At 67.2% G+C, this 26,837-nt stretch carries 25 protein-coding genes and 1 riboswitch; of the genes, 20 read left to right on the forward strand and 5 right to left on the reverse strand.

All coding sequences use genetic code 11. From position 1 onward, the window contains the following. The first annotated feature begins 49 nt into the window (after positions 1 to 49). The 8 genes from OG474_RS22040 to OG474_RS22075 all read left to right on the forward strand — a co-directional run bounded on the left by OG474_RS22040 (position 50) and on the right by OG474_RS22075 (position 6,551). Positions 50 to 274: a hypothetical protein gene (locus OG474_RS22040; RefSeq protein ID WP_405064241.1), complete on the forward strand. Its 225-nt coding sequence runs from the start codon at positions 50 to 52 to the stop codon at positions 272 to 274. A 10-nt stretch (positions 275 to 284) separates the two neighbouring features. After that, positions 285 to 734: a VOC family protein gene (locus OG474_RS22045; RefSeq protein WP_405064242.1), complete on the forward strand. Its 450-nt coding sequence runs from the start codon at positions 285 to 287 to the stop codon at positions 732 to 734. Next, positions 731 to 1,072 carry a hypothetical protein gene (locus OG474_RS22050; RefSeq protein ID WP_405064243.1) on the forward strand — a complete coding sequence of 114 codons (342 nt, stop codon included), beginning with the start codon at positions 731 to 733 and terminating at the stop codon, positions 1,070 to 1,072. Before OG474_RS22045 ends, OG474_RS22050 begins: the two co-directional genes overlap by 4 nt. A 44-nt stretch (positions 1,073 to 1,116) precedes the next feature. Then, positions 1,117 to 1,497, forward strand: a complete 381-nt coding sequence (locus tag OG474_RS22055; protein ID WP_405064244.1) for a hypothetical protein — start codon at positions 1,117 to 1,119, stop codon at positions 1,495 to 1,497. Positions 1,498 to 1,673: 176 nt separating this feature from the next. After that, positions 1,674 to 2,999 carry an MFS transporter gene (locus tag OG474_RS22060; protein WP_405064245.1) on the forward strand — a complete coding sequence of 442 codons (1,326 nt, stop codon included), beginning with the start codon at positions 1,674 to 1,676 and terminating at the stop codon, positions 2,997 to 2,999. A gap of 9 nt (positions 3,000 to 3,008) precedes the next feature. Beyond that, complete coding sequence (locus tag OG474_RS22065) at positions 3,009 to 3,629, forward strand: class I SAM-dependent methyltransferase (protein WP_405064246.1); 621 nt, start codon at positions 3,009 to 3,011, stop codon at positions 3,627 to 3,629. Between the two features lie 50 nt (positions 3,630 to 3,679). After that, positions 3,680 to 4,690, forward strand: a complete 1,011-nt coding sequence (locus OG474_RS22070; RefSeq protein ID WP_405064247.1) for a hypothetical protein — start codon at positions 3,680 to 3,682, stop codon at positions 4,688 to 4,690. A 907-nt stretch (positions 4,691 to 5,597) separates the two neighbouring features. After that, positions 5,598 to 6,551, forward strand: a complete 954-nt coding sequence (locus tag OG474_RS22075; protein ID WP_405064248.1) for a ferritin-like domain-containing protein — start codon at positions 5,598 to 5,600, stop codon at positions 6,549 to 6,551. 9 nt (positions 6,552 to 6,560) lie between these two features. Here OG474_RS22075 and OG474_RS22080 read toward each other — a convergent pair whose 3' ends face one another. Beyond that, on the reverse strand, positions 6,561 to 7,097 hold the full coding sequence (locus OG474_RS22080; protein WP_405064249.1) for a DUF664 domain-containing protein: 537 nt from the start codon (positions 7,095 to 7,097) through the stop codon (positions 6,561 to 6,563). An 878-nt stretch (positions 7,098 to 7,975) separates the two neighbouring features. Beyond that, the gene (locus tag OG474_RS22085; protein ID WP_405064250.1) at positions 7,976 to 8,605 is read right to left on the reverse strand and encodes a TetR/AcrR family transcriptional regulator; all 630 of its coding nucleotides are present in this window, start codon (positions 8,603 to 8,605) and stop codon (positions 7,976 to 7,978) included. Positions 8,606 to 8,754: 149 nt separating this feature from the next. Between OG474_RS22085 and OG474_RS22090 the strand changes: the two genes are divergently transcribed. The 3 genes from OG474_RS22090 to OG474_RS22100 are packed head-to-tail and all read left to right on the forward strand — an operon-like array spanning position 8,755 to position 12,625. Beyond that, positions 8,755 to 9,963: an alpha/beta fold hydrolase gene (locus OG474_RS22090; RefSeq protein WP_405064251.1), complete on the forward strand. Its 1,209-nt coding sequence runs from the start codon at positions 8,755 to 8,757 to the stop codon at positions 9,961 to 9,963. 20 nt (positions 9,964 to 9,983) lie between these two features. Beyond that, a complete protein-coding gene (locus tag OG474_RS22095) occupies positions 9,984 to 11,804 on the forward strand; it encodes an AMP-dependent synthetase/ligase (protein ID WP_405064252.1) in 1,821 nt (606 codons plus the stop codon). Next, positions 11,801 to 12,625 carry a hypothetical protein gene (locus OG474_RS22100; RefSeq protein WP_405064253.1) on the forward strand — a complete coding sequence of 275 codons (825 nt, stop codon included), beginning with the start codon at positions 11,801 to 11,803 and terminating at the stop codon, positions 12,623 to 12,625. The genes OG474_RS22095 and OG474_RS22100 overlap by 4 nt, the downstream gene beginning before the upstream one ends. Here OG474_RS22100 and OG474_RS22105 read toward each other — a convergent pair whose 3' ends face one another. Beyond that, positions 12,626 to 13,471 (reverse strand): helix-turn-helix transcriptional regulator, encoded by an 846-nt coding sequence (locus OG474_RS22105; RefSeq protein WP_405064254.1) that lies wholly within the window; start codon positions 13,469 to 13,471, stop codon positions 12,626 to 12,628. Between the two features lie 51 nt (positions 13,472 to 13,522). Between OG474_RS22105 and OG474_RS22110 the strand changes: the two genes are divergently transcribed. From OG474_RS22110 to OG474_RS22135, 6 genes are all read left to right on the forward strand, one after another. Then, complete coding sequence (locus OG474_RS22110) at positions 13,523 to 14,977, forward strand: tannase/feruloyl esterase family alpha/beta hydrolase (RefSeq protein ID WP_405064255.1); 1,455 nt, start codon at positions 13,523 to 13,525, stop codon at positions 14,975 to 14,977. Between the two features lie 103 nt (positions 14,978 to 15,080). After that, positions 15,081 to 15,184: riboswitch (guanidine-I (ykkC/yxkD leader) on the forward strand. 52 nt (positions 15,185 to 15,236) lie between these two features. Next, positions 15,237 to 16,757 carry an amino acid permease gene (locus OG474_RS22115; RefSeq protein WP_405064256.1) on the forward strand — a complete coding sequence of 507 codons (1,521 nt, stop codon included), beginning with the start codon at positions 15,237 to 15,239 and terminating at the stop codon, positions 16,755 to 16,757. Continuing rightward, the gene (locus tag OG474_RS22120; RefSeq protein WP_405064257.1) at positions 16,754 to 17,338 is read left to right on the forward strand and encodes a DUF1989 domain-containing protein; all 585 of its coding nucleotides are present in this window, start codon (positions 16,754 to 16,756) and stop codon (positions 17,336 to 17,338) included. The genes OG474_RS22115 and OG474_RS22120 overlap by 4 nt, the downstream gene beginning before the upstream one ends. Next, positions 17,335 to 17,934: an urea amidolyase associated protein UAAP2 gene (locus tag OG474_RS22125; RefSeq protein ID WP_405064258.1), complete on the forward strand. Its 600-nt coding sequence runs from the start codon at positions 17,335 to 17,337 to the stop codon at positions 17,932 to 17,934. Before OG474_RS22120 ends, OG474_RS22125 begins: the two co-directional genes overlap by 4 nt. A gap of 2 nt (positions 17,935 to 17,936) precedes the next feature. Further along, entirely contained in the window at positions 17,937 to 19,859 is a 1,923-nt protein-coding gene (locus OG474_RS22130) for a 5-oxoprolinase/urea amidolyase family protein (protein ID WP_405064259.1), read from the forward strand. Beyond that, entirely contained in the window at positions 19,856 to 21,418 is a 1,563-nt protein-coding gene (locus OG474_RS22135; protein ID WP_405064260.1) for an allophanate hydrolase, read from the forward strand. Before OG474_RS22130 ends, OG474_RS22135 begins: the two co-directional genes overlap by 4 nt. A gap of 734 nt (positions 21,419 to 22,152) precedes the next feature. On the opposite strand, the gene OG474_RS22140 is transcribed toward OG474_RS22135, so the two are convergent. Beyond that, on the reverse strand, positions 22,153 to 23,076 hold the full coding sequence (locus OG474_RS22140) for a ScbA/BarX family gamma-butyrolactone biosynthesis protein (protein ID WP_405064261.1): 924 nt from the start codon (positions 23,074 to 23,076) through the stop codon (positions 22,153 to 22,155). 136 nt (positions 23,077 to 23,212) lie between these two features. Here OG474_RS22140 and OG474_RS22145 point away from each other — a divergent pair, with 136 nt between their 5' ends. From OG474_RS22145 to OG474_RS22155, 3 genes are all read left to right on the forward strand, one after another. Continuing rightward, positions 23,213 to 23,830, forward strand: a complete 618-nt coding sequence (locus OG474_RS22145; RefSeq protein WP_405064262.1) for a ScbR family autoregulator-binding transcription factor — start codon at positions 23,213 to 23,215, stop codon at positions 23,828 to 23,830. Continuing rightward, complete coding sequence (locus OG474_RS22150) at positions 23,823 to 24,590, forward strand: SDR family NAD(P)-dependent oxidoreductase (RefSeq protein ID WP_405064263.1); 768 nt, start codon at positions 23,823 to 23,825, stop codon at positions 24,588 to 24,590. Before OG474_RS22145 ends, OG474_RS22150 begins: the two co-directional genes overlap by 8 nt. Positions 24,591 to 24,880: 290 nt before the next feature. Continuing rightward, entirely contained in the window at positions 24,881 to 25,555 is a 675-nt protein-coding gene (locus OG474_RS22155; RefSeq protein ID WP_405064264.1) for a response regulator transcription factor, read from the forward strand. A 72-nt stretch (positions 25,556 to 25,627) separates the two neighbouring features. Here the strand turns inward: OG474_RS22155 and OG474_RS22160 are convergent, their stop codons facing one another. Beyond that, positions 25,628 to 26,830, reverse strand: a complete 1,203-nt coding sequence (locus OG474_RS22160) for an MFS transporter (RefSeq protein WP_405064265.1) — start codon at positions 26,828 to 26,830, stop codon at positions 25,628 to 25,630. Positions 26,831 to 26,837 lie beyond the last annotated feature (7 nt).

Consider the following 26,837-nt stretch of genomic DNA (forward strand, 5'->3'; position numbering starts at 1 on the left):
CAAACGTGCCTCTCGACCCTTCCCGAGATCGTGGCAAAACGCAACTATCGTGGCCGCGGCCACACCGCGCGGTCCCGCTTCGATCAGGTTGGAGCGGTGGGAGCGGGAGCTCGCCGTACTGCGGGGGATGGTCGATGCGGCACGGGGTGGGGTCGGGAAGTCGTCGTTGCTCGAGGCACTGACCGCTGAGGCGGAGGGCCGCCGGGTGACGCAGGCAACTGCGCACCGCGCTCCAGTGACTTTCCCTGGTGCGAACACCCCGGCAGCGGCCTGACGGTAGGCCCATGCCTACCAACACCTCCGAACTCGGTGACTTCGACCAGCGGATCGAGGTCCTGATCATTCCGGTCTCGGACGTCGACCGTTCCCGCGACTTCTACGTCCGCCTCGGCTGGCGCCTCGACGTCACCCCGCCCGGCGTCGTACAAATCACTCCGCCCGGCTCGGCGACCTCCGTCCAGTTCGGCCCCGAAGGTTTCACCCCCGCCGCCCCCGGCTCCGCCACCGCCTACCTGGTCGTCGCCGACATCGTCACCGCCCGCGAAGCCCTCATCGCCGCCGGCGTCGAGGTCACCGACTACTTCCACCGAACCACCGAAGGCTTCACCCCCGGCCTGGACCCCGCTCGCACCACCTACAGCACCCGAGCCACCTTCCCGACCCCGACAACAACACCTGGATCCTCCAAGAAATCACCACCCGCCTCCCCGGCCGCGAGTAATCTCCAGGCGTGATCAAGCACTTACTGGTGGCCGCTCCGGAGCTGAGCTATCGCCCGAACAAGCTCCACGGTGATGAGCTGGTCGTCGGCACCGAGCACGTCTATACGGAGGCGAACGACGAGTGGCTCACCGCCGCCGAGGTCGAGCAGGTGCTTCAGGCTGATCCGGGCACTCCCCTCGTTCTGTTCGACGGGGAGGTCGTGCATCGGTTCAAGTCGGCGGGCACCTGGAAGCCGCACTACATCTCCGACGACGGATATCCGCCGCCTGGCGCCGACATCGGCCTGCTGGCACACCTCTGGACCGACTCGAGCGGTAGCACCCTCCTCCTGTTCCAGCTCGACTGCTGATCTCTTGCTGGACAAATTGGGGGTGGAGCGCGGAGCCTGGAGGGGTGCTCTGGGGTGAGGTCGAGGTCGGTACGACGTATCTGGTCGAGGTCCCGCATGTGCTGGAAGGGGACCAGCGGCTGACTTTTGGCGCGCTGCGGGGAGCGACTTTTCCGCTCACTGTGACGGGGCTGGAGGAGTCGGCCGCCGAGGGGGTTCGGTCGGTGCTGAGCCCGACCACGGCGGTCACGCTGACTGCGGAGCAGTGCCAGGAGCTCGGGTTGCCGGAGGGCACCTACGAGATCATCGGCAACCTGCGAACCCCGGACGGTACGCCGATCGTGCTGCCGCGGGTGCAGACGTTGACCGTGCCGACCGAGTGGCTGGTGCCGTTCACGGACGACCGTTCGCAAGGTCACTGGGACGCCACCGGTTCGCTCTGGTAGCCGAAAAGGCCGTGCCGAACTCCGCGCTCCGTTGCTACTCTCGGTGCGTGCCCAAGACAGACACGGTGCGCCGTCGCTGAGAGTGACGGCGCATAACCCCTAGAGCCGTCGCTCCTGGCCATTCGTCAGGAGCGCCCTCGTGGCGCTCGGAATCTGCTGACTCCGGAGCGCATCCCGTGTTCTATCTGTCTGTTCGTCATCGTCGGCGCGTCCTCGTCGCCGACCTCATCTCCACTGCCGTCTTCCCATTGGCCATCACCGGGTCGACCGCTGTTGTCCCCGCGGCGACCGCCGACCTGCCAGGGGTCGATGCCCTCGGCCCCTGGATCGTTGTCGGCTACAACGGTCTTTTCGCCGCCGCGCTGTTGCTGGCCGGAGTTCTGGCCGACCGCACCTCGCGCACGAAGTTCTTTGCTCTAGGCAACATCGTGGTCGCCGTCGCCGGTGTGCTGTCCGCGCTGGCGCCGGACCTCGGCACGCTGGTCGCTCTGCGAGTGCTAGCCGGCATCGGCGCCGCCATGTGCGCGGCCGGTGGTTCGGCGATGGTGCTGGCCGTCTACCCGCCAGAGGATCGGCACCGGATCTACGGCTACCTAGGCGCCGTACTAGGCACGAGTCTCGCACTCGGCCCCTTCGCCGCGCAGGGCCTGATGGCGATCGGCGGCTGGCCGCTGGTCTTCGTCGTACCGGCGGGCGTCGCGGCCATCGCAGTCCTGATGTCCATCGGCCTACCGAGCCTTCGGACCCGCGACCTGCCGAAGGACTTCGACCTCGCCGGTGCGGTCATCTTCGGCTTCACCATCGCGGCGGCCGTGACCGCCTTCGGATTCGCCCTGCCGGTCTGGGCGACGGTCGGGTTGCTGCTCATCACAGCCGCTGGATTCGCGTGGCTGGTCCGAGTGGAACGCCGTACGCCGGATCCCGCGATTCCACTCGACCTGCTGCGCATCCCGGCGTACCGGGCCTATGCCCTGGCGACAGGCGCCTTCATGGGAGTCCTCGTCGTCGGCCTCACCGTCCTGCCCCAGCTAGGAGCGCATCTGGGCGCCGGTCAAGTCGGCCTGCTCCTCAGCCTCCTCACCATCCCCTCGACCGTCCTTCCCTTACTGGCCTCACGAATCGCCCGCCGCTGGTCATCACCGCTGGTCATCACCGCGCTGGTCGTCTGCACCGCCACCGCCGTCGTGCTCCAGTTGACCGACGTACCGCTGGCCCTCTTCATCGGCGCCGCCCTGCTAGGCATCTGCCTAGGACTCACCGAGGGTGTGCCCGACGGCCAAGCCCTCAAGCACGTCCCGTCCCACCGAGGCGGCGCCGGTGCGGCCCTCTTCAGTACCACCCGGATGACCGTCGAAACCCTCACCCTCGCCGCGGCCACCGGCGCCGCAACCCTCACCAGCCCCACCAAAGCCCTCCTCGTTCCCGCCGCCGTCTGCCTCCTCTCCGCCGTCACCCTCCACCGCTCCCGAAAACCAATCGCGGTAGGCGGCCGTGATGCCTAGCCTCGGAGCATGGACAACGCAGAAGCCAAGGAGCTGGTACGGCGGGGGTACGACGCGCTGTCGGCTCGGTACGACGAGGCATTTGACGGGGACACGAAGTACGGGGACTGGCTTGCCGAACTCCTGACGGGATTGTCAGCCGGGAGCCGGATTCTCGACCTCGGCTGTGGCTCCGGGGTGCCGGTGGTGAAGGTGCTTGCCGAGGCCGGGCATCACGTCACCGGCGTGGACATCAGCGGGGTGCAGGTCGAGCGCGCCCGCGAGCGGGTTCCGGCGGCGACGTTCCTGCAGGCGGATGCGACCACGCTCGAGCTGCCCGCGGATTCGTTCGACGCGATCGTGTCGTTCTATTCGCTGATCCACATCCCGTTGGACGAGCAGGAGGCGCTGCTGCAGCGGATCGGCAATTGGCTGCGCCCGGGCGGCGTGTTCGTGGCCACGGTCGGCGTCGGCGCATGGACCGGCGCAGAGGAGAACTGGCTGGGCGGCGACGTACCGATGTGGTGGAGTCACGCGGACACAGCCACGACCCGGGCGTGGATCGAGGCGGCGGGGCTGGTGGTCGAGCGGGCGGAGTTTGCCGCGGAGGGCGACGGCGGGCACACGCTGATCTGGGCAGCGAGGCGCTGACCTCGCTAGCCTGGGGGGCCTTGAACAACTGACTGCGAGGGATGCCGCCCATGCCCAGAGCTCTTGCTGTTCTGCTTGTTGTCACACTCGCCACGTTGACCGCCGGTTCGGCCGCTGCGACCACCACCGCCGCGTCCGATCCGGCCCGGGCCGAGTTGCGCGGGATCGTCGAGAACGTTTCCGGCGCGACCGGGAAGCGGTACAACACCAAGGACGATGCCGGTCATGTGATGGACACGGTGAAGATCATCCAGGACACGACCGGCGGCTATCTCGCCGTCTCGCACCACCTGGCCGGCGACGGCCATTTCCGGGTGAACCTGGCGACCTCGACCGACCTGCTCAACTGGCACTGGGTGCGTGAGCTCGCCGGCAGCAACACCGGGCCGGCCTCGCAACCAACGATCGTGCAGGCGTCGAACGGCGGGTTCGTGCTCGCGTGGGAGCAGGAGCAGGCCGGTGGTGGCAACAACCACCTGGCCTTCCGGTACTTCACCAACCGCGCAGATCTGCTGGCAGGCAAGGTGAATCGAGCCTTCGACGCACCGCGCCGGCTGTCGTCCTGCGCGGAGGGTACGCCGAACATCTACAGCGTCACGCTGTCACCGGATATCGACCACTCGACGATCGACATCGGCGGCCACTACTGGTGGAACTGTGACCGCGACCGCCAGCAACGCGGCACCCTGACGAACTTCAACTCCTGGACCACCGCAGCCCAGCCGAACTTCGACAACGCCCTACTGCACTGGGGCGTCGGCGGCAACATCGGCGACCGCGACAAAGCCACCTTCCGCGGCTACAACTTCGGCCTGATCGAAGGCCAGTACACGAAGGGTGACTTCGGTTCCTGGCGGACCTTCGTCTACGACTACCAGACCGGCAACGCCGACCGCACCACGATCCGCACCAACGGCGGCAGCACAGCGTTCGCCAACCCCAGCGTCACCGCCCTCAAAGCCCCCAACGGCCAGAACGCCTTAGTAATGACCCTCTTCATCCCCAGCGAAGGCGCCGCCCCCGGTGAATCCGGCCAACTAATCTACTACCAAACCTACTAAACCCTCCGCTCCGCAAGGCCGACTAGCTAACGTCCGAACGATCGCAGTACCTGGTCTGCGTATCTTCGGACGTTAACCGGAGCGACTGCAGGTTTCCCCGGTTCCCCGCAGAGCTGCATCCGCTCGCTTTGTGGAACGTCGCGGCCGCTGGGTGCCCATTTGGTTCCACAAAGGCGCGATTCGCCCGCCTCCGGCGGCCACCGAACCTTCGGGCGCGGCAAGCCTGTGGCTGAGGGGGCTGGCGAGGCCGGCTACCGAGGATCTTCGCCGCCTCCGGCCGACGGGCTATGGCTGGCGTACATGAACGGGCCGCGTTGACAGTGACCGTTGTGTTGGGTGGGCATCGCAGGTCGAGTAGTTCACCGTCGCGACGGGTCACCCAACAGACCCCCTCACCACCGGCAGCAACCACAACCCGTCAGCCCCAGACAACGTGAACGCGATCGCCGACCGCACCATCCCCTCAGTTCAAAGACCACCCCCGCCACTCGTCCTCTGTCGGCCGGCCGCAGTGGCGAGCAACCCCCGCGTACCCTGCCGGCCGTATCTGGGCACACTCCGCCGCCCTGCCTTTGCCAGTCGGTCGCAGCGCCGAGCAGCCACCACGCACGTCGCCGGCCGCATCCCAGCGAACCCGTCACTCGTCCTCTGTCGGCCGGCCGCAGTGGCGATTAGCCACCGTGTGCGTCGCCGGCCGCATTCGAGCGCGCCCCCGCCGTACCGGCCAAACCCCCGGCACCAGACTCCGCAACGTCCGAGAACGCGCTGACCACGTGTGGCGGGTGTTCGGACCTATCCGGTGGGGAGGTGGCTCCGAAGAGTGGGGGATGGGCCTGATTTTCGCCCGATGGTTCGTCATGGCCGGTGGGCCGCTCGGCTCGCCGGAATCTCACTGACGGAGACGAGCATGTTCGACAAGCTGTTCATCCGGAACGCGATCGAGCGCAGTGCCGAGAGCAACGTGGATCGTCGGAAGTTTCTGCGGGCCGCGGGAGTGGTCGGCGCCGGGGCGGGGTTGGCGGGTGGTGGTCTGCTCGCCGGCGGGATCCTGAACCCGGAAACCGCCGAAGCGACCGCCGACGCCGCTACCGGTAAGCCCAGCGATGGCGCGGTGCTGAACTTCGCGCTGAACCTGGAGTATCTGGAGGCCGAGTTCTACCTGCGCGCGGTCCGTGGTTACGGACTGTCTGCGGTTGACGTTCACGGCAAGGGCAAGCTGGGCGGCGTACGCGGCGGTCGGAAGGTGCGATTCCAGTCGAAGGTCGTGCGCTCGTACGCCGAGGAGATCGCGGCCGACGAACTCGCGCACGTCCGGTTCCTGCGCAAGGCACTGGGCAAGGCGGCCGTCGCGCGACCGTCGATCGACATCGACGCCGCCTTCACCGCGGCCGCGACCGCCGCGAAGCTGATCAAGCCGGGGCAGAAGTTCGATGCCTATGCCAACGAGAACAACTTCCTGCTGGCGGCGTACGTGTTCGAGGACGTCGGCGTCACGGCGTACAAGGGTGCGGCCCCGCTCATCACCAACAAGACCTACCTTGAGGCCGCCGCCGGCATCCTCGCGGTCGAGGCGTACCACGCGGCCAACATCCGCACCACGCTCGTATCCCGCGGTCTCGAAGCACCGTCGGTCGCGATCTCCAACGCCCGCGACAGCCTGGACGGCAAGACGGACGTCGACCAAGGTACGACGTACCGGGGCCGGACGAACATCGTGCCGACGGACGCGAACGGTATCGCGTTCAGCCGGGGCGCCGACCAGGTCCTGAACGTGGTCTACCTGAACCCGAAGAAGGTCAGCAAGGGTGGCTTCTTCCCGGCCGGCGTGAACGGCGAGATCAACACCAGCCGCGCCAACTGAGTCACCACCTCATTCGGGATCGTTGCCGCGCAGACCGTCGACAGCTTCCCGCAGTACGTCGGCATGCCCGGTGTGCTTGAGGTATTCCTCGAGGAGGTCGATGAGGATCCGGCGCCGACTGGTGATCCAGTCGGGGTCGCCCTCGTCGATCTCCACGTCGAGCCCGCCGTCCGCGGACAGCTCGACCCAGGTCGCCCGCGAGCGCTCGACGCTCCCGTACCACAGCGCATACAACTCCTGCGGATCGTCGGTGACCGCGGATTCCCAGCCCCAGTTGTCGTTCGCGACCCAATCCCGAACGTCCCACGGCGCCTCGATCGCCCGCCCAGCCGCGCGTGCGGTGAACCCGGCCTCCACGAACGACATGTGCTTGACGAGCCCAGCCAAGGTCATAGTCGATGGCGGATGCTGCCGCCGCAGTTGCTCCGCCGTCAGCCCACCCGTCTTCCAAGCGAACTGCCGTCGAACCCGATCCACCGCGAACTGCAGCATCTCCGCCTCACCCCCACGAAGACACTCAACCAACGGCAAGTCCCGCCACTCCATAACCCCTCCTAAGAACCGACGCTGACCCTCCGAAGCACAGGACGTATATCCCCAAGACCCCAGCCCGCCACGCTCACCAGCCGCAACCCGGGGACCCACCAACCACACACCTCCTGTCCCTAGGCCGATCCAACCAGCTCAGCCCCCCAGCCGCACGAACAACAGCACAACCTCATCCGCCCCGCCCCGCCCCGCGCCCCGAGCAGCCCCGCCCCGAGCAGGCCCCGCCCCGCGCTCCGCCCCGAGCAGCTCCGCCCCGCGCTCCGCCCCGCGCTCCGCCCCGCGCTCCCGCCCCGAGCCGCGCGGTCCCATCCGCCGCCACCCCTCCGCCCGCGGGGGACGGACCGCCGCCTTTGAGCACCGCTCAACCACTCTGGCAGCCGAAATCGGGTCGATGGGTGCTCAAAGCAGATCGCGTGCACAAAGAGCAGCCGGCCCACCTTTGGGTGCACTCTGCAGCTTTGGGAGCCCATCAACCATTCTGAGGGGGCGCGGATGATTGGTGGGTTCCCAAAGTGGGCGTTCGTGCACAAAGAGAAGCCGGCGCACCTTTGGGCGCACTCTGCAACTTTGGGAGCCCATCAACCATTCTGAGGGGGCGCAGATGACTGGTGGGTTCCCAAAGTGGGCGTTCGTGCACAAAGAGAAGCCGACCCACCTTTGGTGCGATTCTGCTGCGGGTGTGAGTGGTACGGCGGGGGCCGCGACGGGTGGCTGGGTGGTCGGGGAGGCACGGAGGGCGGCAGGTGTGGAGTTCATCGGGGGATGCCGTGGTGCGCGAACGCGTGGCGGGCTGGTGGGACGCGACCACCTGCTGTCGTTCGTGCTGGACGCTCGGTCTGTCGGACGGCAGCGTCTACACCCTGCCGTACCGACCTTCAGGCGCCGCGCGTGATCGAGCTCAGGATCAGCGCCTTCGCCTCGGCCGCGATCTCCGTCGTCGGGTAGCGCGCAGCGTGTGTCTGCCACTCGCGGAGCAGGCCGGTGATAGCGCCGACGATCATGATCGCGGTCAGCCGGAAGTCCCGCCGCGGGGCCAGGCCGGCCTCCGCCATCCGGTCCGCCTCACGCTCGATCAGTGAACTCCAGCGACCGACCCACTCCACATGCAGGGCCTCGACCGCCGGGCTGACCCCGACCGCCTCGACATAGTTCAGGCGAGCGAGTCGCGGATCCGAGGTGACGGCGGCCAGATAGACGTCGATCAGTACGTCGATCCGCGCGGCCGGATCGGTTGTCTCCAGAGTGGTCAGGGTCTGGCTGACGTGGTCGTGCGCGAGTTGGTTCGTCCGGACGTACAGCTCGAGAAGCAGCGCTTCCTTGGTCTCGAACTCCTGGTAGAAGCCCCGGGTCGACATCCCGGCCGCCGCGCACAGCTCGGTGATCTTCGTCTGCTGGTACCCGGTCGACGTGAACAGGTCGACCCCCGCCGCCATCAGCCGTGCCCGGCGGTCCTCCCGGCGCCGAGCCAGCGGCACGCCGCCATAGCTGCGCTCAGTCGACGCCACCAGAAACCTCCGAACGAACGAACCGACCGACGAACCGAACGAACCGAACGAACCGAACAAACCAGCGATCAGGGCATTGTCACAGCCTAACCCGCGCCCTATATTCGGGTAATCCTCATTACCACTCTCCCGCCCCGGAGGTACCCACCGTGATCCGAAGACTCGTCATCGGGCTGGCCGTCGCCGGCCTCTCCTTCGCGGGCGTCGCGCCGGCCTCGGCCGACCCGCGCCCGCCGACCCCGCAGAACGACCCCTTCTACACCGCGCCGTCCCCGCTGCCGAACGTCGCTGCCGGGGATGTCCTCAGGACCCGGAAGGTGGACCTGTACGTCGACATCCTCCGGCTGTTCCCCGTCCCGACCCGCGCGGATCAGGTCCTCTACCGCTCGACATCAGCCACCGGTACGCCGAACGCCGTGTCCGGCACGGTGATCACCCCGCTCACCGCCTGGACGGGACCGGGGAAACGCCCGGTCGTGGCCTACGCGATGGGCACACAAGGCATGGGTGATCAGTGCGCGCCGTCGTACCAGATCCGAACCGGTACCGAGGTCGAGGTCGCGTTCATCGCCCAAGCCATCGGCCAGGGTTGGGCCGTCGCACTGACCGACTACGAAGGACTCGGTACGCCGGGAACCCACACCTACGCGACCGCCAAATCCGAGGGCCGCGCCCTCCTGGATGTCGCCCGCGCCGCGACCCGCCTCCCGGCCGCCGGGCTCGACAAGGCAGCCCCGATCGGCGTCTTCGGCTACTCCCAGGGTGGTCAGGCGGCAGCCGCAGCGGCCGAGCAGGCCGGGACCTATGCGCCAGACCTGAAAGTCGTCGGTACGGCGACCGGCGGCGTACCGGCTGATCTCGACCTGGTTGCCGCGAGCAACGACGGTGGCATCGGATTCGGCCTGGTGGCCGCTGCCGCAGCAGGCCTCGCGACGGCGTACCCGGATGTTCCGCTGGACAACGTGCTCACCGCGCAGGGCAAGGAGCTGTTCGCGAAGATCAAGCAGGCCTGTGTCGCCGAGATCGCGCTGCTCGCGCCGGGCCGCAAGCTCAACGACTTCACCACGGTCCCCAACGTGATCAAGGACCCGCGCTGGCAGCAGCGGCTCAACGAGAACAAGCTCGGCAACGTCAAGCCGTCCGCGCCGGTCTATCTCTACCACGGCACCGCCGACGAGCTCATCCCGTACGCCGGTGCTGTCGCTCTGAAGAACCGCTACTGCGCAGCCGGCACCAACCTCGAGTGGCACGTGATTCCCGGCGGCGGACACGTCGTCACGGTCTCCCTGTGGGGAACGAATGCACTGAACTGGCTGGGTGCCCGCTTCCAGAACCGCCCCGCGACAACGTCCTGCTGACAAAACACCAAGGCGGCGCGATGAATCACGACACAGTCCTCGACCTGACTGTGCCAGATCTTGTGGCAAGTAACGCGGCCGAGCACGGTGACGTGATGGCGATCGTCGACGGCGAACGGCGGTTGACCTGGGCCGAGTACGAACGTGAGGCCCAGGCGATCGCCCTCGTCCTGCTCGACCTGGGGATCGAACCCGGTGACGTGGTCGGCCTGCAACTGGTGAACCGGGCCGAGCACGTCCTGGCCGATGTCGGCGCCATGCTGGCCGGCGCGACCCCCTCGTCGTACTACAACACCCTGGCCGCCGAGCAGCTCGCCTATGTGGCAGCCGACTCGGCATGCAAGGTCTGCATCGTGGGCATGGAGTTTCTGCCCACCTGGCTGGCGATCAAGGACAGCCTGCCGGAGCTGCGGACGCTCATCGTGATCGGCCCCGGCCCGGCGCCGGTCGGCGTACTGTCCTTCGAAGTCCTCACCGCCGCCGCGGCAGCGTCGTTGCCGGAGCGGATCGGCGAGGTCCAGGAAGCAACGGCGAAGGTGCAATCGGACGATCCGGCAACGATCATCTACACCTCCGGTACGACGGGTCCGCCGAAGGGCACGATCGTCACCCATGCCGGGATCTGCACAGTCCTGCAAGGAATTCTCACCCGCGTCACCGAGGATCTAGGCGAGCTCCCCGAGCCCGGCCGCACGCAGGTCTCCTACCTCCCGCTGGCCCATCTAGCCGAGCGGATGATCACCCACTACCTCGGTACGGCGCTCATCTCGACAGTCACGTACGTGCGCGACCTCCGCACCCTCGCCGACGAGCTGCCGGCCATCCAGCCGCACATCTTCCTCGCGGTCCCGCGGGTCTGGGAGAAGTTGCTCGGGGCAATCACCGAGCGAACCGTCACCGAACAGTCCGCAGTACGGCGGGCGCTGCTCCGGAAGGCGATCGCGATCGCCCGCCGGTCTGGCCAGGCCCGGGTCGGCACGGGGGCCGGCCCGGGCCTGCGGTTCCAGCACGCGCTGTTCGAGCGGCTCGTCTACCGCCGGATCCGGCTCGCGCTCGGGCTGAACGAGCTGGTCGTCGCCGTGAGCGGCGCGGCACCGATCGCGAAGGAGGTGCTGATGCTCTTCCGCGGCCTCGGCGTCACGATCGTGGAGGCGTACGGGATGACCGAGACCTCCGCAGTACTGACCCTCAACTCGCTGCGCGAACCACGGCTCGGCACGGTTGGTCGCGCGTTGCCCGGGGTCGAACTGCGCCTGGCCGACGACGGTGAACTGCTGGCGCGCGGCCGGATCATCTCGCCCGGCTACCTGAACCGGCCGGACGCTACGGCCGACACCTTCATCGATGGCTGGCTGCACACCGGCGACCTCGGCCAGATCGATGCCGACGGCTACTTGTCGATCGTGGGCCGTAAGAAGGAGCTCATCATCAACGCGGCCGGCAAGAACATCTCGGCCGCGAACGTCGAGCAGGCGTTGTCGTCAGCCTCCGAGCTGATCGGATCGGTCTACGTGCACGGCGACAACCGCCCGTACCTGGTGGCCCTGATCGCCCTCGATCCCGGCTGGAGTCAGTGGTGCGCGGGACGCAAGATCGCGGTGACCACTCCGGCCGAGGCCGCCGCGCATCCCGCCGTACGGGCTGAGATCGAGCAGGCGGTCAAGGCTGGCAACGAGCGGCTCTCGCGGGTCGAACAGGTGAAACGCTGGACACTGTTGGAGTCCCTTTGGGGCACAGATTCCGGCGAACTGACACCTACGCTGAAGCTCAAGCGCTCGGTGGTGCGGGACAAATACGCCCACTCGCTGAACACTCTCTACGCCTCCAAGGAGTCTCAGTGAAACGTCTGCTCGCGATCGTCGTCACGGCCGCCGCTCTGGTCGTCAACCTGACGCCAGTTGCCCAGGCCGCCGGCTGCCCGTCGGTGAACAAGAACTGGGCAGCGCCCGGCCCGTACGCCGTGACGTCGGCATCGAATGGGCAGGGCACCACGATCATTCGGCCGGCTCAGCTGGGGACGCTCGGATGCGCCAAGCACCCGGTGATCCTGTGGAGCAACGGGGCGCTCGGCACGGTTTCGACGTACCAGCCACTGTTCGATCATTTCGCTTCGCACGGCTTCATCGTGGCTGCGGGCGAGGGGCAGTCCGGCTCCGGTGACCCGATGCTGAAGGGGCTCGACTGGCTGACCGCACAGAACGGTACGGCGGGGAGCGTGTTCGCGGGCAAGGTCGACCTCGAGCATGTCGGCGCGACCGGTCACTCGCTCGGTGGTGGCGCAGCCGTCGGCGCGGGTGCGGATCCGCGCGTGGACACCGTGGCGCCGCTCGAGGGTGGGCCGTTCAACGACCCCGCGAAGCTGCATGGTCCGGCGCTGTACTTCGCGGGCTCGGCGGATCTGATCGTCTGGCCGTCCGGAGTGCACGACCGCTACACGCAGAGCAGTCACGTGCCCGCGATCTACGCCGAGCTGAAGGGCGCCGATCACTTCGTGGTGAGCCCGGACGGTGGGGGTTTCCGCGGCGCGATCACGGCCTGGTTCCGTTATTGGCTGCTCGGCGACCAGCAGGCCCGCGGTGAGTTCTTCGGCCCGTCCTGCGCCAACTGCACCTCGGCCATCTGGTCCAATTTCGAGCGCAACGCCAAAGCAACCGGTCTCTAACTACCAGACAAAGTCGTCGAGAGGCTTGGCCAGCTGTCGCAGTTTCTCCTCGTCCGCGCTGCCGGGGTCGGCGGTGAAGATGGCGAGGAACTGCGAGCGGTCGGCGTCGACGACGTAGTCGCTGTTGAGTTCCAGCGCACCGGCCGACGGATGGTTCAGGTGTAACCGCGGCCAGTCCTGCTCGAACACCGGATGCTCGGCCCAGACCTCGGCGAACTCGGGGCTCTGGGCGAGCAAGGTGTCGACCAGGACGGCTGCCTGCGGATCCGAGGTGGCGTGGGTGGCCAGCACCTCCGCGACGATCGCCCGCGAGATCCGGTGGTGGTCCCGCGGCTCGTAAAGCTCCCGCTCCGCCGGAGTCATGAACCAGCGATACGCCCAGTACCGCTGTATCCCCTCGAACGCGGAGTGATCGCCAAAGACAGCGACCGAGAGCTCGTTCTGCCGAAGCGTCTCGCCCAGATGGCTGCAGATCTGGGCAGGCGTGTTCTCCAGCCGCTGCATGACCCGCAGCAGATGCTGGGCCGCTCGGTCGTGCAGGTGCCGCGGTGGATTGGGATAGCCGGCCAGCCGGAAGAGGTGGTTGCGCTCGTCATCGGTCAGCTGCAGGCCGTCGGCGAGCGCGTTCAGAACCGGCTCCGACGGCCGCGGCCCGCGCTGCTGCTCGATCCGGCTGTAGTAGTCGGCCGAGACCCCGGCCAGCTCGGCGACCTCCTCGCGGCGCAGGCCGTCCGACCGGCGGCGCCGCGCCCGCGGCAGCCCGACGTCCTCCGGCTGCAGCTGCGCCCGACGGGTCCGCAGGAAGTCGGCGAGCATCGCCCGGTTCAGTCCTGTGCCCTGGATCACAGGACAAAGTATCCCTGGTTGCCTCTGCGCGTTGTTGGTTCGGTAGGGATCATGAAACGACTTCTGACCCTGGTGGCGGCGGCGATCGTCCCACTCGCGGCGATCGTCCCACTCGCGGTGCTCGTCCCGCTGCCGAGCAGTTCAGCGGCTGAGCCCAGCGCCTGTTCGAACCTGTCCGTCAAGGCTCCGCAGGGCGCCCACATCGACGCCGTGACGGCCGTTGACCGGCCCGGTGGCACGGTCACCTTCCCGCCCAATCCGCCGTTCCCGAACGATCCGGTCGCCGACGTACCGGCGTACTGCGAGGTCACTGTCCAACTCAGCCATCCGGGCGCCGGGGATCACGTGAAGACCGCGGTCTGGCTGCCCAAGGGCGGCTGGAACGGGCGCTTCCAGGCGCTCGGCGGCAGCGGCTACGCGGCGGGGGAGTTTGGCGCGCCGTGGGCGAACGCGGTCAAGGCCGGGTACGCCGTCGCCTCGACCGATGCCGGTGTCACCGGGTCGCCGTTCACCGCGGACTCGTGGGCGCTCAAGAACGGCAAGGTCGACCAGGGCCTGCTGAAGAACTTCGCTTCGCGCTCGCTGCACGATCTCGCCGAGGTCGGCAAGGCGGTCACCAACCAGTACTACGGCCGCGCGGCGTCGTACTCGTACTGGAACGGCTGCTCGACCGGCGGCCGCCAGGGGTACATCGAGGCGCAGCAGCACCCTGATGACTTCGACGGCGTCCTCGCTGCCTCACCCGCGATCAACTGGGACCGCTGGACGGTGGCCGCGATCTGGCCGGCCGTGGTGATGAACCAGGAGCACACCTACCCGACCAACTGTGAGCTCGAGGAGTTCAACAAGGCCGCCGTACAGGCGTGTGGCCGGGACGGCGTCATCCAGGATCCGGTGAACTGCCACTGGGCGCCGGAGCGTCTGATCGGCAAGACCGTGTTGTGTGAAGGCAAGACCGTGAAGATCACCGCCGCCGACGCTCGGGTCGTCCGGAAGATCTGGGACGGGCCCCGCGGCCTCTGGTACGGACTCACCCGCGGTACGCCGTTCAACGGGCTGGCCGTCACGCAGGACCACCCGCCGTACGCCGTTCCGTTCGTCGTACCGGACAGCTGGGTGCGCAACTTCCTCAAGCTCGACCCGGCCTACGACACCAGCAAGCTCACGTATGCCCAGTTCTACAAGCTGTTCCGGCAGTCGCAGGCGCAGTACAACCAGGTGATCGGCAGCGACAACCCTGATCTGTCCGGCTTCCGGCGCTCCGGCGGCAAGTTGCTCTCGTGGCACGGCCTCGCGGACAGCCTGATCCCGGCCCAAGGCACTGTCGACTACCGCAACCGCGTCGAGCAGTCGATGAGCCGAGTCGACAACTTCTACCGGCTCTTCCTCGTCCCCGGTGCCGGCCACTGCGGTGGCGGCCCGGCGCCGACCGACCCGCTGGGCGCGCTCGTGAAGTGGGTCGAGCAGGGTAAAGCTCCCAGGACCCTCGCAGATCTCAACAGTTAGTGAGAACTGAGTTTTGGTGAGAGCAGGCGTTTACCTGGACGCAACAACTGAAGAGTGTTCCTGAAACCGTTGGGTCCTGAACTGGAACAGACCCGCCGGAACGGCGGGGCGCCCCTAGGGTTCCGCCACCATCCGGTGGGTCTGGTCCGAGAGGGGAGACGGTGCATTCCGTGCACCGTTCCACGGCGGGACAAAAGCCCGGGAGGCCGCAGAGGCCCCGGGCTGCCGTCGCATTCCGGGCCAACCAACGGAGGCCGGAATGTCAGCTGCTCCTGACACAACCACCATCGAGCCCGGCGCGACGGACCTCAGCGGGTTCGGTTACGCGCAACAACTGTCCCGTCGCGTCGGCAGCTATGCGTCGTTCGCGGCCGGCTTCTCATTTGTCTCGATCCTGACCACGGTCTTCCAGCTCTTCGGGCTCGGCTTCAGCTTCGGCGGTACGGCGTTCTTCTGGACCTGGCCCGCTGTCCTGGCCGGTCAACTGATGGTCGCGTTGTGCTTCGCCGAACTCGCCGCCCGCTACCCGCTGTCCGGCGCCATCTACCAGTGGGCCCGGCGGCTCGGTGGCGCGGTCATCGGATGGTTCGCGGGCTGGACGATGGTGATCGCGCAGACGATCACGCTGGCGGCCGCGGCGATCGCACTGCAGGTCGTGCTGCCCGCGGTCTGGTCAGGGTTCCAGCTGGTCGGCACCGATCCCGCGCTGGCCTCCAAGGACGGCGCCACGAACGCCGTCGTACTCGGCTGCATCCTGCTCGTCGCGACCACCATCCTGAACGCGACCAGCGTCCGCATCATGGCAGTGGTGAACTCGATCGGCGTCACCCTGGAGCTCGTCGGTGTGGTCCTGATCGTCGTCCTGCTGACCAGCAAGGCCGAGCGCGGTCCGTCCGTCGTTCTGCACACGACCAACCTCGACAACACCACCGGGTACGTCGTTCCGTTGCTGATCTCGGCGTTGATGGCGGCGTACGTGCTGGTCGGTTTCGACAGCGCGGGCGAGCTGGCGGAGGAGACGCACAAACCGCGCGCGACCACCCCGCGGACGATCATCCGCGCGGTGGTCGCCTCCGGAGTCGGTGGCGCGTTCCTGATCATCGCCGCGCTGATGGCCGCGCCGTCGGTGACCGACGGCAACCTTGCCACCCAAGGCCTGCCGTACGTGCTGACCAGCAGGCTCGGAACCACCGCCGGCAAGCTCCTGCTTCTTGACGTCGCGCTCGCGGTCTGCGTGTGTACGTTGGCGATTCAGACCGCGGCCGCACGGATGATCTTCTCGATGGCCCGGGACAACGTGCTGCCCGCATCGGCCTGGCTCCGCCGCGTCTCGCCGCGGACGGGCACCCCGGTCGCGGCGACCGTCGTACCGGGCGTGCTCGCTGCGGTCTGCCTGGTGGTCAATGTGGGCAACGCCGGTCTGTTCCTCGGCCTGGCCAGCGTCTGCATCATGCTGCTCTACATCGCCTACCTGATGGTCACCACACCCATGCTGGTACGGCGCCTCACCGGCAACGGACTGCCCGGCGGCACCGATGAGAACGGGCGGCCGTTGTTCTCGCTCGGACGGTTCGGTCTGGTGATCAATATCGTTGCCGTCAGCTACGGACTCGCGATGGCGATCAACCTGGGCTGGCCGCGCGCGGAGGTCTACGACCCGGCGGGCGAGGGCTGGTACCTGCACTATCTTCCGTTGCTCACGCTCGCGATCGTGGGGATCGGCGGCCTGATCGCCTATCGTTCCCAGCGGCAGGCCTACCTTGCCGAGGTGGCCGCATGAAGCACGAGATCCCTGGTGACGCTGCCTGGTCGTTCCCGATCCGGGCCGGGCGCGCGCTGACGTTGACCGCATTGGCTGCCGACGCCAACGCCTCGGTGCTGATCGTCGGCGGCGACCGCCTCGATCGACTGAACATCCCGGACACCTTGAAGTCGCAGATGTCGGCCCGGATCCATGCCGGACTGGTGCTGATGTCCGATCGCGGTCTGGCCCTGGCCACGGTGACTGCCTCGACGCTCGACTGGCATGACTGCCTGACCGGGTTCATCCCGAGCCCGCTGCTCCTGTTGGAGCTGGCGAAACACGGTCTTGGTGCGGCCGATCTTCATGGCTGCATCAACTTCTTCTCGAAGGTCGGGATCTCCTCGGGGGCCGCGCTCACATACGTTCCGGGCCACGCGAGCGTTGATGACAGCGTGACCTTGCGCGCCGACCAGGACCTGCTGGTGTTCATCCAGACCACACCGCATCCGCTGTCGACGGGACCTGCCGGCGGCGTCGGCGTACAGATTGGGACTGCGGAGCCGGGCGATCCTGAGCTGCGGCCGGAAGCCCTTCGTGCGTTGGAGTTGGTCCGATGAACGCCTTGGACCAGGTGGTGGAAGCGGGCGAGGGCGCACTGCTGACCGTCCCGGCGGGCGGTCGGCTGCGGATCGTCGACCTGCAGGGAAATCAGGCCGTGGACACGTTGTTCTACGACGCGCATGACATCGACAACCGCTACTCGGCGTTCGACACGATTCGTGAACAGGGCGCCGTCTACCTGACGACCGGATCGCGGTTGCTCTCGACTCGGCGCGACGAGTTGGCGGTCATCACCGACGACACCTGCGGGCGGCACGACACGGTCGGTGGTGCCTGCTCGCAGGAGAGCAACGTCATCCGGTACGGCCTGCACACCCGGCACCAGCACGCCTGCCGGCAGACCTTCCTCACGCTCGGCGCCCATGCCGGGATCGGGCAGCGGCAACTCACCCACAACATCAACTTCTTCATGAACGTTCCTGTCACGCCGTCCGGTGATCTGAAGTTCGACGACGGGCTGTCCGCTCCCGGCCGGTACGTCGAGGTGACGGCGAGCCGGGACATCCTGGTACTGATCAGCAACTGCCCGCAGATCAACAACCCCTGCAACGGCTGGAACCCGACGCCGGTGCAGCTCCTGGGTTGGTGGTGACGATGGCTGTGGTCACTGTGATCAGCCCTGGCCTGCAGACGACCGTGCAGGATCTGGCCGGTCGCCCGGGGCTGTGGGATGTCGGCGTACCGCCGTCGGGTGCGGCTGATGAGCTCACCTTTGCTTTGGTGAATGCCGCGGTTGGCAATCCGTCGAGTGTGGCGGGGCTGGAGTGTGTACAGACCGGGCCTGTGCTGACCTGTGACGAGGATCGGTTGGTCTGCGTCGGCGGTGCGGCGCGGCAGGCGACGATCGACGGGTGGCCGCTGCGGCCGGGGCTGGTGGTCATGCTGCCGGCCGGAGCTGTGCTGGATCTCGGTCCGCTCGAGGGGATGCGCGGGTATCTCGCGATCGAGGGCGGGATCGACGTACCGGTGGTGCTGGGTAGTCGGTCCACTTTTGTGCTGGGTGGGTTCGGCGGTCAGGACGGGCGGTCGCTCGCGGCTGGTGACGAGTTGCCGTTGGGGCGGCGCGAGAATCTGCTGAGCCCGGTGAGCGTTGAGCTGCCGGTCATCACGGACAGCTGGCAGTTGCGGGTGATCCCGGGACCGCATGGTGCGCCGGATCACTTGACTGCCGACGGGGTGGACTCGTTTTTCGGGACCGAGTGGGTTGTCGATCATCGGTCCGATCGGACGGGCGTGCGGCTGGCCGGTCCGCTGCCTGGGTGGGCGCGGAGCGACGGTGGTGAGGCTGGGCTGCATCCGTCGAACGTGCACGACTCGGCGTATCCGGTGGGCGGGATCATGCTCTCCGGCGATACCCCGGTCATTGTTGGGAAGGACGGGCCGTCGCTGGGCGGTTTCGTCGTACCGGCGGTGGTGATCGAGGCCGATCGGTGGATGCTCGGTCAGTTGCGGGCAGGGGACCGGGTGCAGTTGTTGCCGGTGGCAATCGAGGTGGCGACGGCGGCGATCGAGGAGAGGCGGCGGTGGCTGGCCGACCTGCGACAGGAGTCGTTGCCTGCTGCCACTATCGCCGGTACGGCGGGGCGTCCTGACGTACTGCATGAGACCGATCGGTACACGATTCGGTGTGCTGGTGAACGGCATCTGCTGGTGGAGGCTGGGTCGGCCGAGCTCGATCTGACTGTCCGGGTGTGGATCCATCTGCTTGCCCAGGCGTTGCGAGCGCAGCGACCTGATGGCGTGACGGAGATCGTGGAAGGTGTGCGATCACTGTTGGTTGCCTTGGACACCTCGCGGCTTGGTCCGTTCGAGTTGGCCAAACACCTTGTGCAGTTGACGTTTGGGCTCGCCGACCCGGAGACCGTCGTACTGCCTGCTCGTGAGGTGACGTTGCCGATCGCGTTCGATCATCCGGAGGCGCATGAGGCGATGCGTCGGTATGCGACCTCGGTCCGGCCGGATGCGCCGTGGTGTCCGGACAACGTGGAGTTCATCCGGCGGGTCAACGATCTGGACGAGCGGGACGAGGTGTTCGAGATCGTCCAGCAGGCGACGTACCTGGTGGTCGGACTGGGCGATGTCTACCTTGGTGCGCCGGTTGCGGTTCCGATCGATCCGCGGCACCGGCTGGTGACGACGAAGTACAACCCGGCCCGGACTTGGACGCCGCAGAACGCGGTCGGGATCGGTGGGATCTATCTGTGCGTATATGGCATGGAGGGTCCTGGCGGTTACCAGTTGGTTGGGCGGACTGTGCCGGTCTGGCGGCTTGGTGACGAGCGGCCGTGGTTGCTGCGGCAGTTCGACAAGATCAGATTCACGCCGGTGAGCGTGGAACAGTTGGCGCATGAGCGGGCCGAGATCGCGGCTGGACGGGCGGATCTCAAGGTCGCGCCATCCACGTTCTCGATTGCCGACGTACGGCGGATCGAGCGCGAGGCGCCGGTGGACATCGCAACTCTGAGGGCACGGCGCCGGGCGGCGTTCGATGCGGAACGGGCGAGGTGGGGAGCATGAGCAACGCCGAATGGATCACCCGAGTGGCCGCGATCGAGCCGCAGGCCGGACCGTTGCGCGGGTTGACGATGGCACTCAAGGACAACATCGATTTGGCTGGTGTTCCGACGACGGCTGGTGATCCGCGAACGGTTGAGCCGGCGTTGACCAGCGCGTTCGTGGTCGACCGCCTGATCTCCGCGGGCGCCGTACCGCTGGGGAAGACGAACCTCGATCAGTACGCGACGGGGCTCGTTGGCACGCGCTCGCCGTACGGGGCGTGCCACTCGGTCTTCTCGGTGGACCACATCTCGGGGGGATCGAGCTCGGGGAGTGCGGTGGCGGTCGCGACCGGTCAGGTGGACTTCGCGCTGGGGACGGATACCGCGGGGAGTGGTCGGGTGCCGGCCGCGTTCAATCGGCTGGTCGGGATCAAGCCTTCGCGGGGTCTGGTGTCGGCTCGTGGGGTTGTGCCGGCTTGTCGATCGCTCGATTGTGTGACGGTGATGGCGCGGACGGTGGAGACGGCTCGCCGGGCCTTTGAGGTGATGGTCGCGTTCGATCCGGATGATGCGTGGTCGCGGCGGTTCGAGTCGCTGCCGCATGGTCGGCCCGGTCGATCGGGTGGTCCGGTGATCGGCGTACCGGATGTCGATCTGGATCTGGATCCGGCGTATGAGAAGGCTTGGCAGGAGATGTTGGCCGGGGCGCATCGGCTCGGGGAGGTGGTCCGGGTTGATGTGCGGCCGCTGCTTGAGGCGGCTGACTTGTTGTATTCCGGGCCTTGGCTGGCCGAGCGGTGGTTGGCGTTCGGGGACAAGCTGGATGATGTGCCTGAGGTTGATCCGAGCGTCCGGACGATCGTCCGCGGCGGCGAGGCGTTGAGGGCGTCGGCAGCCTTCGCCGGGTTCGACCGGCTGGCCTCGCTTGCTCGGGCGAGTTCGGAGTTGTGGAACGGTGTTGATGCGTTGTTGTTGCCGGTGGCACCCAACCATCCGACGCTCGCGGAGGTCGCTGCTGATCCGATCGGTGCGAACAGTCGGCTGGGGCGCTTTACCAACATGGTTAACCTGCTCGACTTGTGCGCTGTCGCTTTTCCTGGTCCCGATTGTGCTGACGGTTTGCCCTTCGGTGTTCAGCTGATCGCCCCGGCCGGCCACGACTACATGCTGATCGACCTAGCTGCCCAATGGACCGACGAGGTCCTCCTAGCAGTCGCCGGCGCACACCTCACCGGCCAGCCCCTCAACCACGAGCTGGTACGACGCGGTGCCCGGCTCGTCGAGTCGACCCGGACCGCACCGACGTACCGCATGTATCTCGTCGACGGCCCCCGCCCCGGCGTGACGCCAGCCACCTCAGGCGCGGAACTGGAGGTCGAGGTCTGGGCGCTCCCTGCGAGCCAACTAGGCGGCTTCGCCACCACAATCCAGCCTCCACTGGCCATCGGCCCCCTCACCCTCTCCGACGGCCGCCGCCTCCTAGGCTTCCTCTGCACCGCCGACGCGATCGACCCAGCGCAAGACATCACGCCGTACGGCGGTTGGCGCGCCTACTTATCCACTCAGTCAACCCAGTAGCCCCGCCTTCCTGAATGTGCTCGTCCCATCCGGCCGCTCGGATTCGGCCGGTGGGGTGGGCGGTGGCTGGTCGCCGCTGCGGCCGGTATCACCTGAGACGGGTGGCTGGGCTGGTCTGTGGCTGGGCCGGATGGCGAGGCCGGTGACCGAGGTTCCCCGTCGCCTGTGGCTGACGGGCTGTGGTTGCTCCCGACGACAAGGAGGCTTGTCAGCTGACTCGCCGCCGTGGTTGAGCACGGCGGTTGGGGTCGCCTGCCTCGCCTGCCTGGCCCGCGGAAATTTGGCTGGATATCCGTTCAAGTTGACCCTTCTCTGCTCAAAATTTGAGGGGAGAACCAGCAACTTGCGGGGAGATCCGCTCGTTTTCCGGGACCGCAACCGAAGCCCGGAAGCTCAGGCGGCCGGGACGCGCACCAACCCCGTTCCGGTGCCCGCCATCGCCTCTTTGTGGAGTCCTGCTGCCGCTGGGTGGCAGTAGCACTCCACAAAGGCGAGCTTCGGCCCGGTTCGGATGCGGTCAGGGAGTTGAGGTCGTCTGGAAGGTGCCGGTTGCGAGATTCACGGATGCCTACTGCCGCTCAGTGACAGTAGAACTCCGTGAACCGGCAGGCATGCCCGCACATCACGCCTCTGCGGGGACCTACTGCCGCTCAGAGGCAGCGGATCCCCGCAAACACGTGCTAGCCCGACCGGCGACAGGTTTACGGAGTCCTACTACCAAATGCTGGCAGCAATCATCCGTGAACCTGCGGCTCGGTGGGCCAGGGGGTGGTGGTTACGGCGGAGGTGAAGACGGGGGTGCTGGATTGGGTGACGGTGACTTGTACTACGCCGTTCGTGGATGGTGAGGCGGTGACGGTGCAGGGGTGGTCGAATTCGACGTAGCGGTGGAAGTGGGTGTCGAAGTGGGTGGTGGCTACCGGGGTTGGTTGGGTGGCTTGGGCTGCTTGGGCGGCGGCTTCCAGGAGGACCATGCCGGGGACGTGGTCGTGGGGATGGTCGAAGAGGACGCTGTGGGTGGTGTCGACGCGCAGCTGCCAGGTCAGGGGTTGGTCCAGTGGAGTCAGTACGACGTTGCCGGGGTTGCTGCGGCCTACTAGGGCGGGTGCTACCGGTGGCGTGAGTTGGATAGCCTTGCTGAAGGCGTCCTTGGCGGAGGAGTAGGGGCCGCGGAGGCGGTTGTAGATCGCCGGGGGATGGGCGCTGTAGCGCACTTCGGCGCCGCCGATCCGGCGGCCGGCGCTGACTGCGTCGATGCGGGAGATCAGGTAGACCGAACCCATCCTGCGTCGGGTGACGCTCGGGTGACTCACCAGGAGAGTCACCTTCTTCGCGCTGCTCTGGACGTCCAGCGCGGTCGGAAGAATCCAGGAACTGATCTGTTCCCAGCCGAGGCGGTGTCCTAAAGGAATCGCGTGGACCCGGTGGCTGAGTAAAGCAAGTGCTTGCCGCAGGCTTTCGGTGAACAGCAATGGCGTGTAATGGTCGCCCTCTGTGTAGAAGGCGTGACTCTGCGGCCAGGATGTGGTGACCTCTTGGACGAGGTCGGGGAGTTCGCGCCAGTCCGTCACGAGCGCTTCGTCCGATTTGTCCTTGCGGACAAGCGTTTGGATGGCGGCGGTGGCGGGTGGAGCTATGGCGGTCGGGCTCACGGTCATGACAGGTTTCCCCCCTGCGGGACGACAGGTATGGGACATGGGAGGTGGTTCCACCCCAGTGTCCACGTATAAATTAAATAAAGTTGTTCTTTTCGTGAAGCGATTCGGGTCAGATTGCCAGGAAAGAGGTGTCGTCATGGCTCCACGGGTGGTGAAACAGGCGCGGGCCGAGCGGACGCGGGCGGCGGTGCTGCAGGCTGCTGCCGAGGTGTTCGCGGAGAACGGCTTCTCCGGTGCCAGCGTCATGAAGATCGCCGATCGAGCCGGGGTGACGCTGGGTGGGGTGTACTTCCATTTCCGCTCCAAGGAGGAGCTCGCGCGGGCGATCGTGGCCGGCCAGCCCGACTTCGTCGTACCGCCGGAGTCCTCGCACGGCCTGCAGCGAGCGATCGACGTGACCCGGACGTGGGCGCAGCAGCTCGCTGAGAACCCGATCCTGCGGGCGGGGGCGCGGCTGGTCTGGGAGCAGGACCGCTTCATGCCGGCGGGCGAGAACTCGCATCAGCAGTGGACCAGCATCATGGCGGCCGACCTGCAGTCCGCGGTCGACAGCGGTGAACTGAAGCCCGAGGTCGACATCCAGTCGATCGCCCGGATGATCGTCAACGCCTGTACGGGCGCGCAGATGCACTCGTACGTCGAGACCGCGCACGAGGACCTGGTGGATCGGGTCGAGGAGATCTGGCGCTGCCTGCTTCCGGCCCTCGGAGTGTCGGATCAGTTCAACGGACTCAAGGGGATCGGGCGTGAGTGAGGCAATGGGCATGCTGGCTGGAAAGACGGTCATGATCACCGGGGCCTCGAGCGGCATCGGTGCCGCTGCCGCGCGATTGTTCGCGGCGGAGGGGGCGGCCGTCGTACTGATGGCTCGTCGCAAGGACAAGCTCGAGGAGATCGCCACGGAGATCCGGGCGGCCGGCGGCCGGGTTGAGCTGGCGCCGGGAGACGTGACCGATACCGATGCGGTCGAGCGGGCCGTCGCGACCGCGGTGAGCGCGTTCGGCGGACTGAATGGTGCCTTCAACAACGCGGGCTGGGGGACCATCGGGACGCTCGTGCACGAGACCGACGACGCGGACTTCGAGCGGACCATGGACGTCAATGTCCGCGGGACGTGGAACTGCCTCAAGCACCAGCTGCCCGTGATGATGGAGTCGGGTGGCTCGGTCGTGAACACCTCCAGCACCGCGGGCGAGTTCGCCACCGGCGCGGGCGCGGCGTACGTCGCCTCCAAGCACGCCGTACTGGGGCTGACCCGGGCGGCCGCGGCTGAATATGGGACACACGGCATCCGGATCAACGCGCTGATCGTCGGCACCACCCGGACCGAGCTGATGGAGAACGCGATCCGCGTCTTCCCACCGCTGGAGGAGGGGTCGGTCGCCCGGCAGATCCAGAAGCGGATGGCGGACCCGGTCGAGGTGGCCCGGGCGGCGGCCTGGCTGCTCAGCGATCAGGCCTCGTTCGTCACCGGCGGAGCGATCCCCGTCGACGGCGGATCCAGCGCGATCTAGTACCTCGCCAAGGAGCGTTCGGCACCTTTAGCTGCGCCCCAGACGCCCCCTGGCGGCGTTGTCGTCGTCGCGAGATGCTCCGCATCGCACTCCTCCTCCGCCTTGCCAGGGAACGACTGGACCACAGCTAAAGGCACCAACGCCCCTTGCCGAGGCACAGCCCTTCATCCCCTCTTTGCCCACCTGGTGACTATCTTTCGTTGACGATAAAAAAAAGATCACTATCATTTTAGTGTCCTGGGGGGACGCTGCCGGTGAGGTCTCGTATCGAGAGGCATGTGAGGTGAGCAGTGGCACAGGGGACAGTGCGCGTTCTCGTGGTCGAAGGGATCTCCGCGGAGATCGAAACCAGACGGCAGGACCTGCGGAGGCAGGGCTATGCCATCAGCAGTGTGGACACCGGCGCCAAGGCGTTGCGGGCGCACCGGAGTTCGGATTTCGTCTTGCTGGACTTGGATCTGCCCGATATCGACGGGCTCGAGGTGTGCCGGTCGATCCGGGGTGCTGGTGACAAACCGATCATCACGGTCTCCTCTGGTGGGACGGAGACGGATCGGATCCTCGCCCTGCAGGCCGGTGCGGACGACTGCGTGGATGCACGCTGTGGTCCGCGGGAGATGCTGGCCCGGATCGAGGCGGTACTGCGGCGGACGTTGCCGTGCCGTCAGCCGGGCCGGGTGATGACGCTGGGCTCGTTGAGCCTTGATGTTCAAGCGCATGAAGCGCGGTTGCGCGGTGAGCCGGTGCGGTTGACCGGCAAGGAGTTCGAGCTGCTGCACAAGCTGGCCTCACATCCTGACGAGGCTGTCTCACGCAAACAGTTGATGGCCAGTGTCTGGGAGACGAGCTGGGCCGACTCGAGCCGCACGATCGACACCCATGTGCGGAGCTTGCGCGCCAAGCTCGGGGCCAGTTCCTGGATCATCACGGTTCGCGGAGTCGGCTATCGGATCGGTAGAGGCTGAGTTTGATTCTTTGGGAGAGGTGCCGTGTCCGCCCGAGGAAGACCCTCGCGACGGACACGGCCTCTTCGGCGATCAGGCTGCGTTTGGTCGCCGGCTTGGGAAGCCGTGCTTGCGGGCGAGGACAGCCACCAGCAGCACGGGGATGACGAGCACGAGCACGCCCCAGGGGAACGATGTCGGGCCGAGGATCGCGAGCAGGATGCCGCCGACCGCGCCGCCGCCGGCCATGAACGAGTTCCAGGTGGTCACCAGCAGAGCCTGGCCCCGGTCACCACCCGCATCGGTGACGGCCGTCTGCAGCAGCGTGGTCACGCCACCCCAGCTGAGGCCCCAGATGATCATGGCGGCGTAGACCACGAGGTCACTGCTGGCACCGACCGCCAGCATCGCCGCCGCGAGGACGAACATGGCCGCCGAGCCGATGGTGAGACCGCGCAGCTTGCGGTCGACCAGCGCGCCGGTGACCACGATGCTGACGACAGAGGCGATGCCGAAGACCAGCAGTACGACGTCGCGCCGGCCGCCCATGTGGTACTCGTCGAGGAAGGTCGAGATGTAGGTGTAGAGGATGTTGTGAGCCAGCACCCAGGCCGCGACCGTGAACAGTACGGCGATGACGCCCGGAAGCTTGAGCGCCTGGAAGATCGGCTCGCGCTGACCGACCGCCTGGCCAGGTGTGGACGGTACCGACAGACCCATCCAGCCGAGCAGCAGGACGGAGAGCGCGGCCACGATGCCGAAGGTGAGTCGCCACCCGAAGAGGTTGCCGAGGAACGTGCCGACCGGGATGCCCAGTGCGAGCGCGAGGGGGACGCCGGCCATGGTGATCGAGATGGCTCGGCCTTGCAGATGCGGTGGCGCCAAGCGGCGCGCGTAGCCGACCAGCTCGGCCCAGACCGCGGCCGCCGCGATACCGGCCAGCAGGCGGAAGCCCATGGTCAGCACGTAGCTGGAAGAGATCGCCGTGACGATGTTCGCGATGCCGATCATCGCCACCGCGAGCAGCAGCAGTTTCTTGCGGTTCCAGGTGGCGGTGGCCACCGACAACGGGATCGCCGAGATGCCGGTCGCGATCGCGTAGATCGTCAGCGACTGGCCTGCCGCGGACTCGCTGACCGACAGGTCGCGGGCCATCTCGGGCAGTACGCCGGCGGGCAGGGCCTCGGTCAGGATGCCGACGAACGCCGCGGTGCTCAGCGCCAGCAGGGGTGACCAGGGCAGTTTGTTCCCGCCTCCGAGGGGCGGTGTGGAGATCTCAGTCTGGGAAGCAGCCATGGGAGAT

Origin of the sequence: Kribbella sp. NBC_01505 (assembly GCF_045040285.1) — a bacterium.
GTDB lineage: Bacteria > Actinomycetota > Actinomycetes > Propionibacteriales > Kribbellaceae > Kribbella.

Excerpts from the sequence above, each read along its gene's own strand:
- OG474_RS22045 (WP_405064242.1), top strand. The coding sequence starts at position 285 with ATGCCTACCAACACCTCCGAACTCGGTGACTTCGACCAGCGGATCGAG.
- OG474_RS22065 (WP_405064246.1), top strand. The coding sequence starts at position 3,009 with ATGGACAACGCAGAAGCCAAGGAGCTGGTACGGCGGGGGTACGACGCG.
- OG474_RS22070 (WP_405064247.1), top strand. The coding sequence starts at position 3,680 with ATGCCCAGAGCTCTTGCTGTTCTGCTTGTTGTCACACTCGCCACGTTG.
- OG474_RS22075 (WP_405064248.1), top strand. The coding sequence starts at position 5,598 with ATGTTCGACAAGCTGTTCATCCGGAACGCGATCGAGCGCAGTGCCGAG.
- OG474_RS22080 (WP_405064249.1), bottom strand. The coding sequence starts at position 7,097 with ATGGAGTGGCGGGACTTGCCGTTGGTTGAGTGTCTTCGTGGGGGTGAG.
- OG474_RS22095 (WP_405064252.1), top strand. The coding sequence starts at position 9,984 with ATGAATCACGACACAGTCCTCGACCTGACTGTGCCAGATCTTGTGGCA.
- OG474_RS22110 (WP_405064255.1), top strand. The coding sequence starts at position 13,523 with ATGAAACGACTTCTGACCCTGGTGGCGGCGGCGATCGTCCCACTCGCG.
- OG474_RS22115 (WP_405064256.1), top strand. The coding sequence starts at position 15,237 with ATGTCAGCTGCTCCTGACACAACCACCATCGAGCCCGGCGCGACGGAC.
- OG474_RS22120 (WP_405064257.1), top strand. The coding sequence starts at position 16,754 with ATGAAGCACGAGATCCCTGGTGACGCTGCCTGGTCGTTCCCGATCCGG.
- OG474_RS22125 (WP_405064258.1), top strand. The coding sequence starts at position 17,335 with ATGAACGCCTTGGACCAGGTGGTGGAAGCGGGCGAGGGCGCACTGCTG.
- OG474_RS22130 (WP_405064259.1), top strand. The coding sequence starts at position 17,937 with ATGGCTGTGGTCACTGTGATCAGCCCTGGCCTGCAGACGACCGTGCAG.
- OG474_RS22135 (WP_405064260.1), top strand. The coding sequence starts at position 19,856 with ATGAGCAACGCCGAATGGATCACCCGAGTGGCCGCGATCGAGCCGCAG.
- OG474_RS22140 (WP_405064261.1), bottom strand. The coding sequence starts at position 23,076 with ATGACCGTGAGCCCGACCGCCATAGCTCCACCCGCCACCGCCGCCATC.
- OG474_RS22145 (WP_405064262.1), top strand. The coding sequence starts at position 23,213 with ATGGCTCCACGGGTGGTGAAACAGGCGCGGGCCGAGCGGACGCGGGCG.
- OG474_RS22160 (WP_405064265.1), bottom strand. The coding sequence starts at position 26,830 with ATGGCTGCTTCCCAGACTGAGATCTCCACACCGCCCCTCGGAGGCGGG.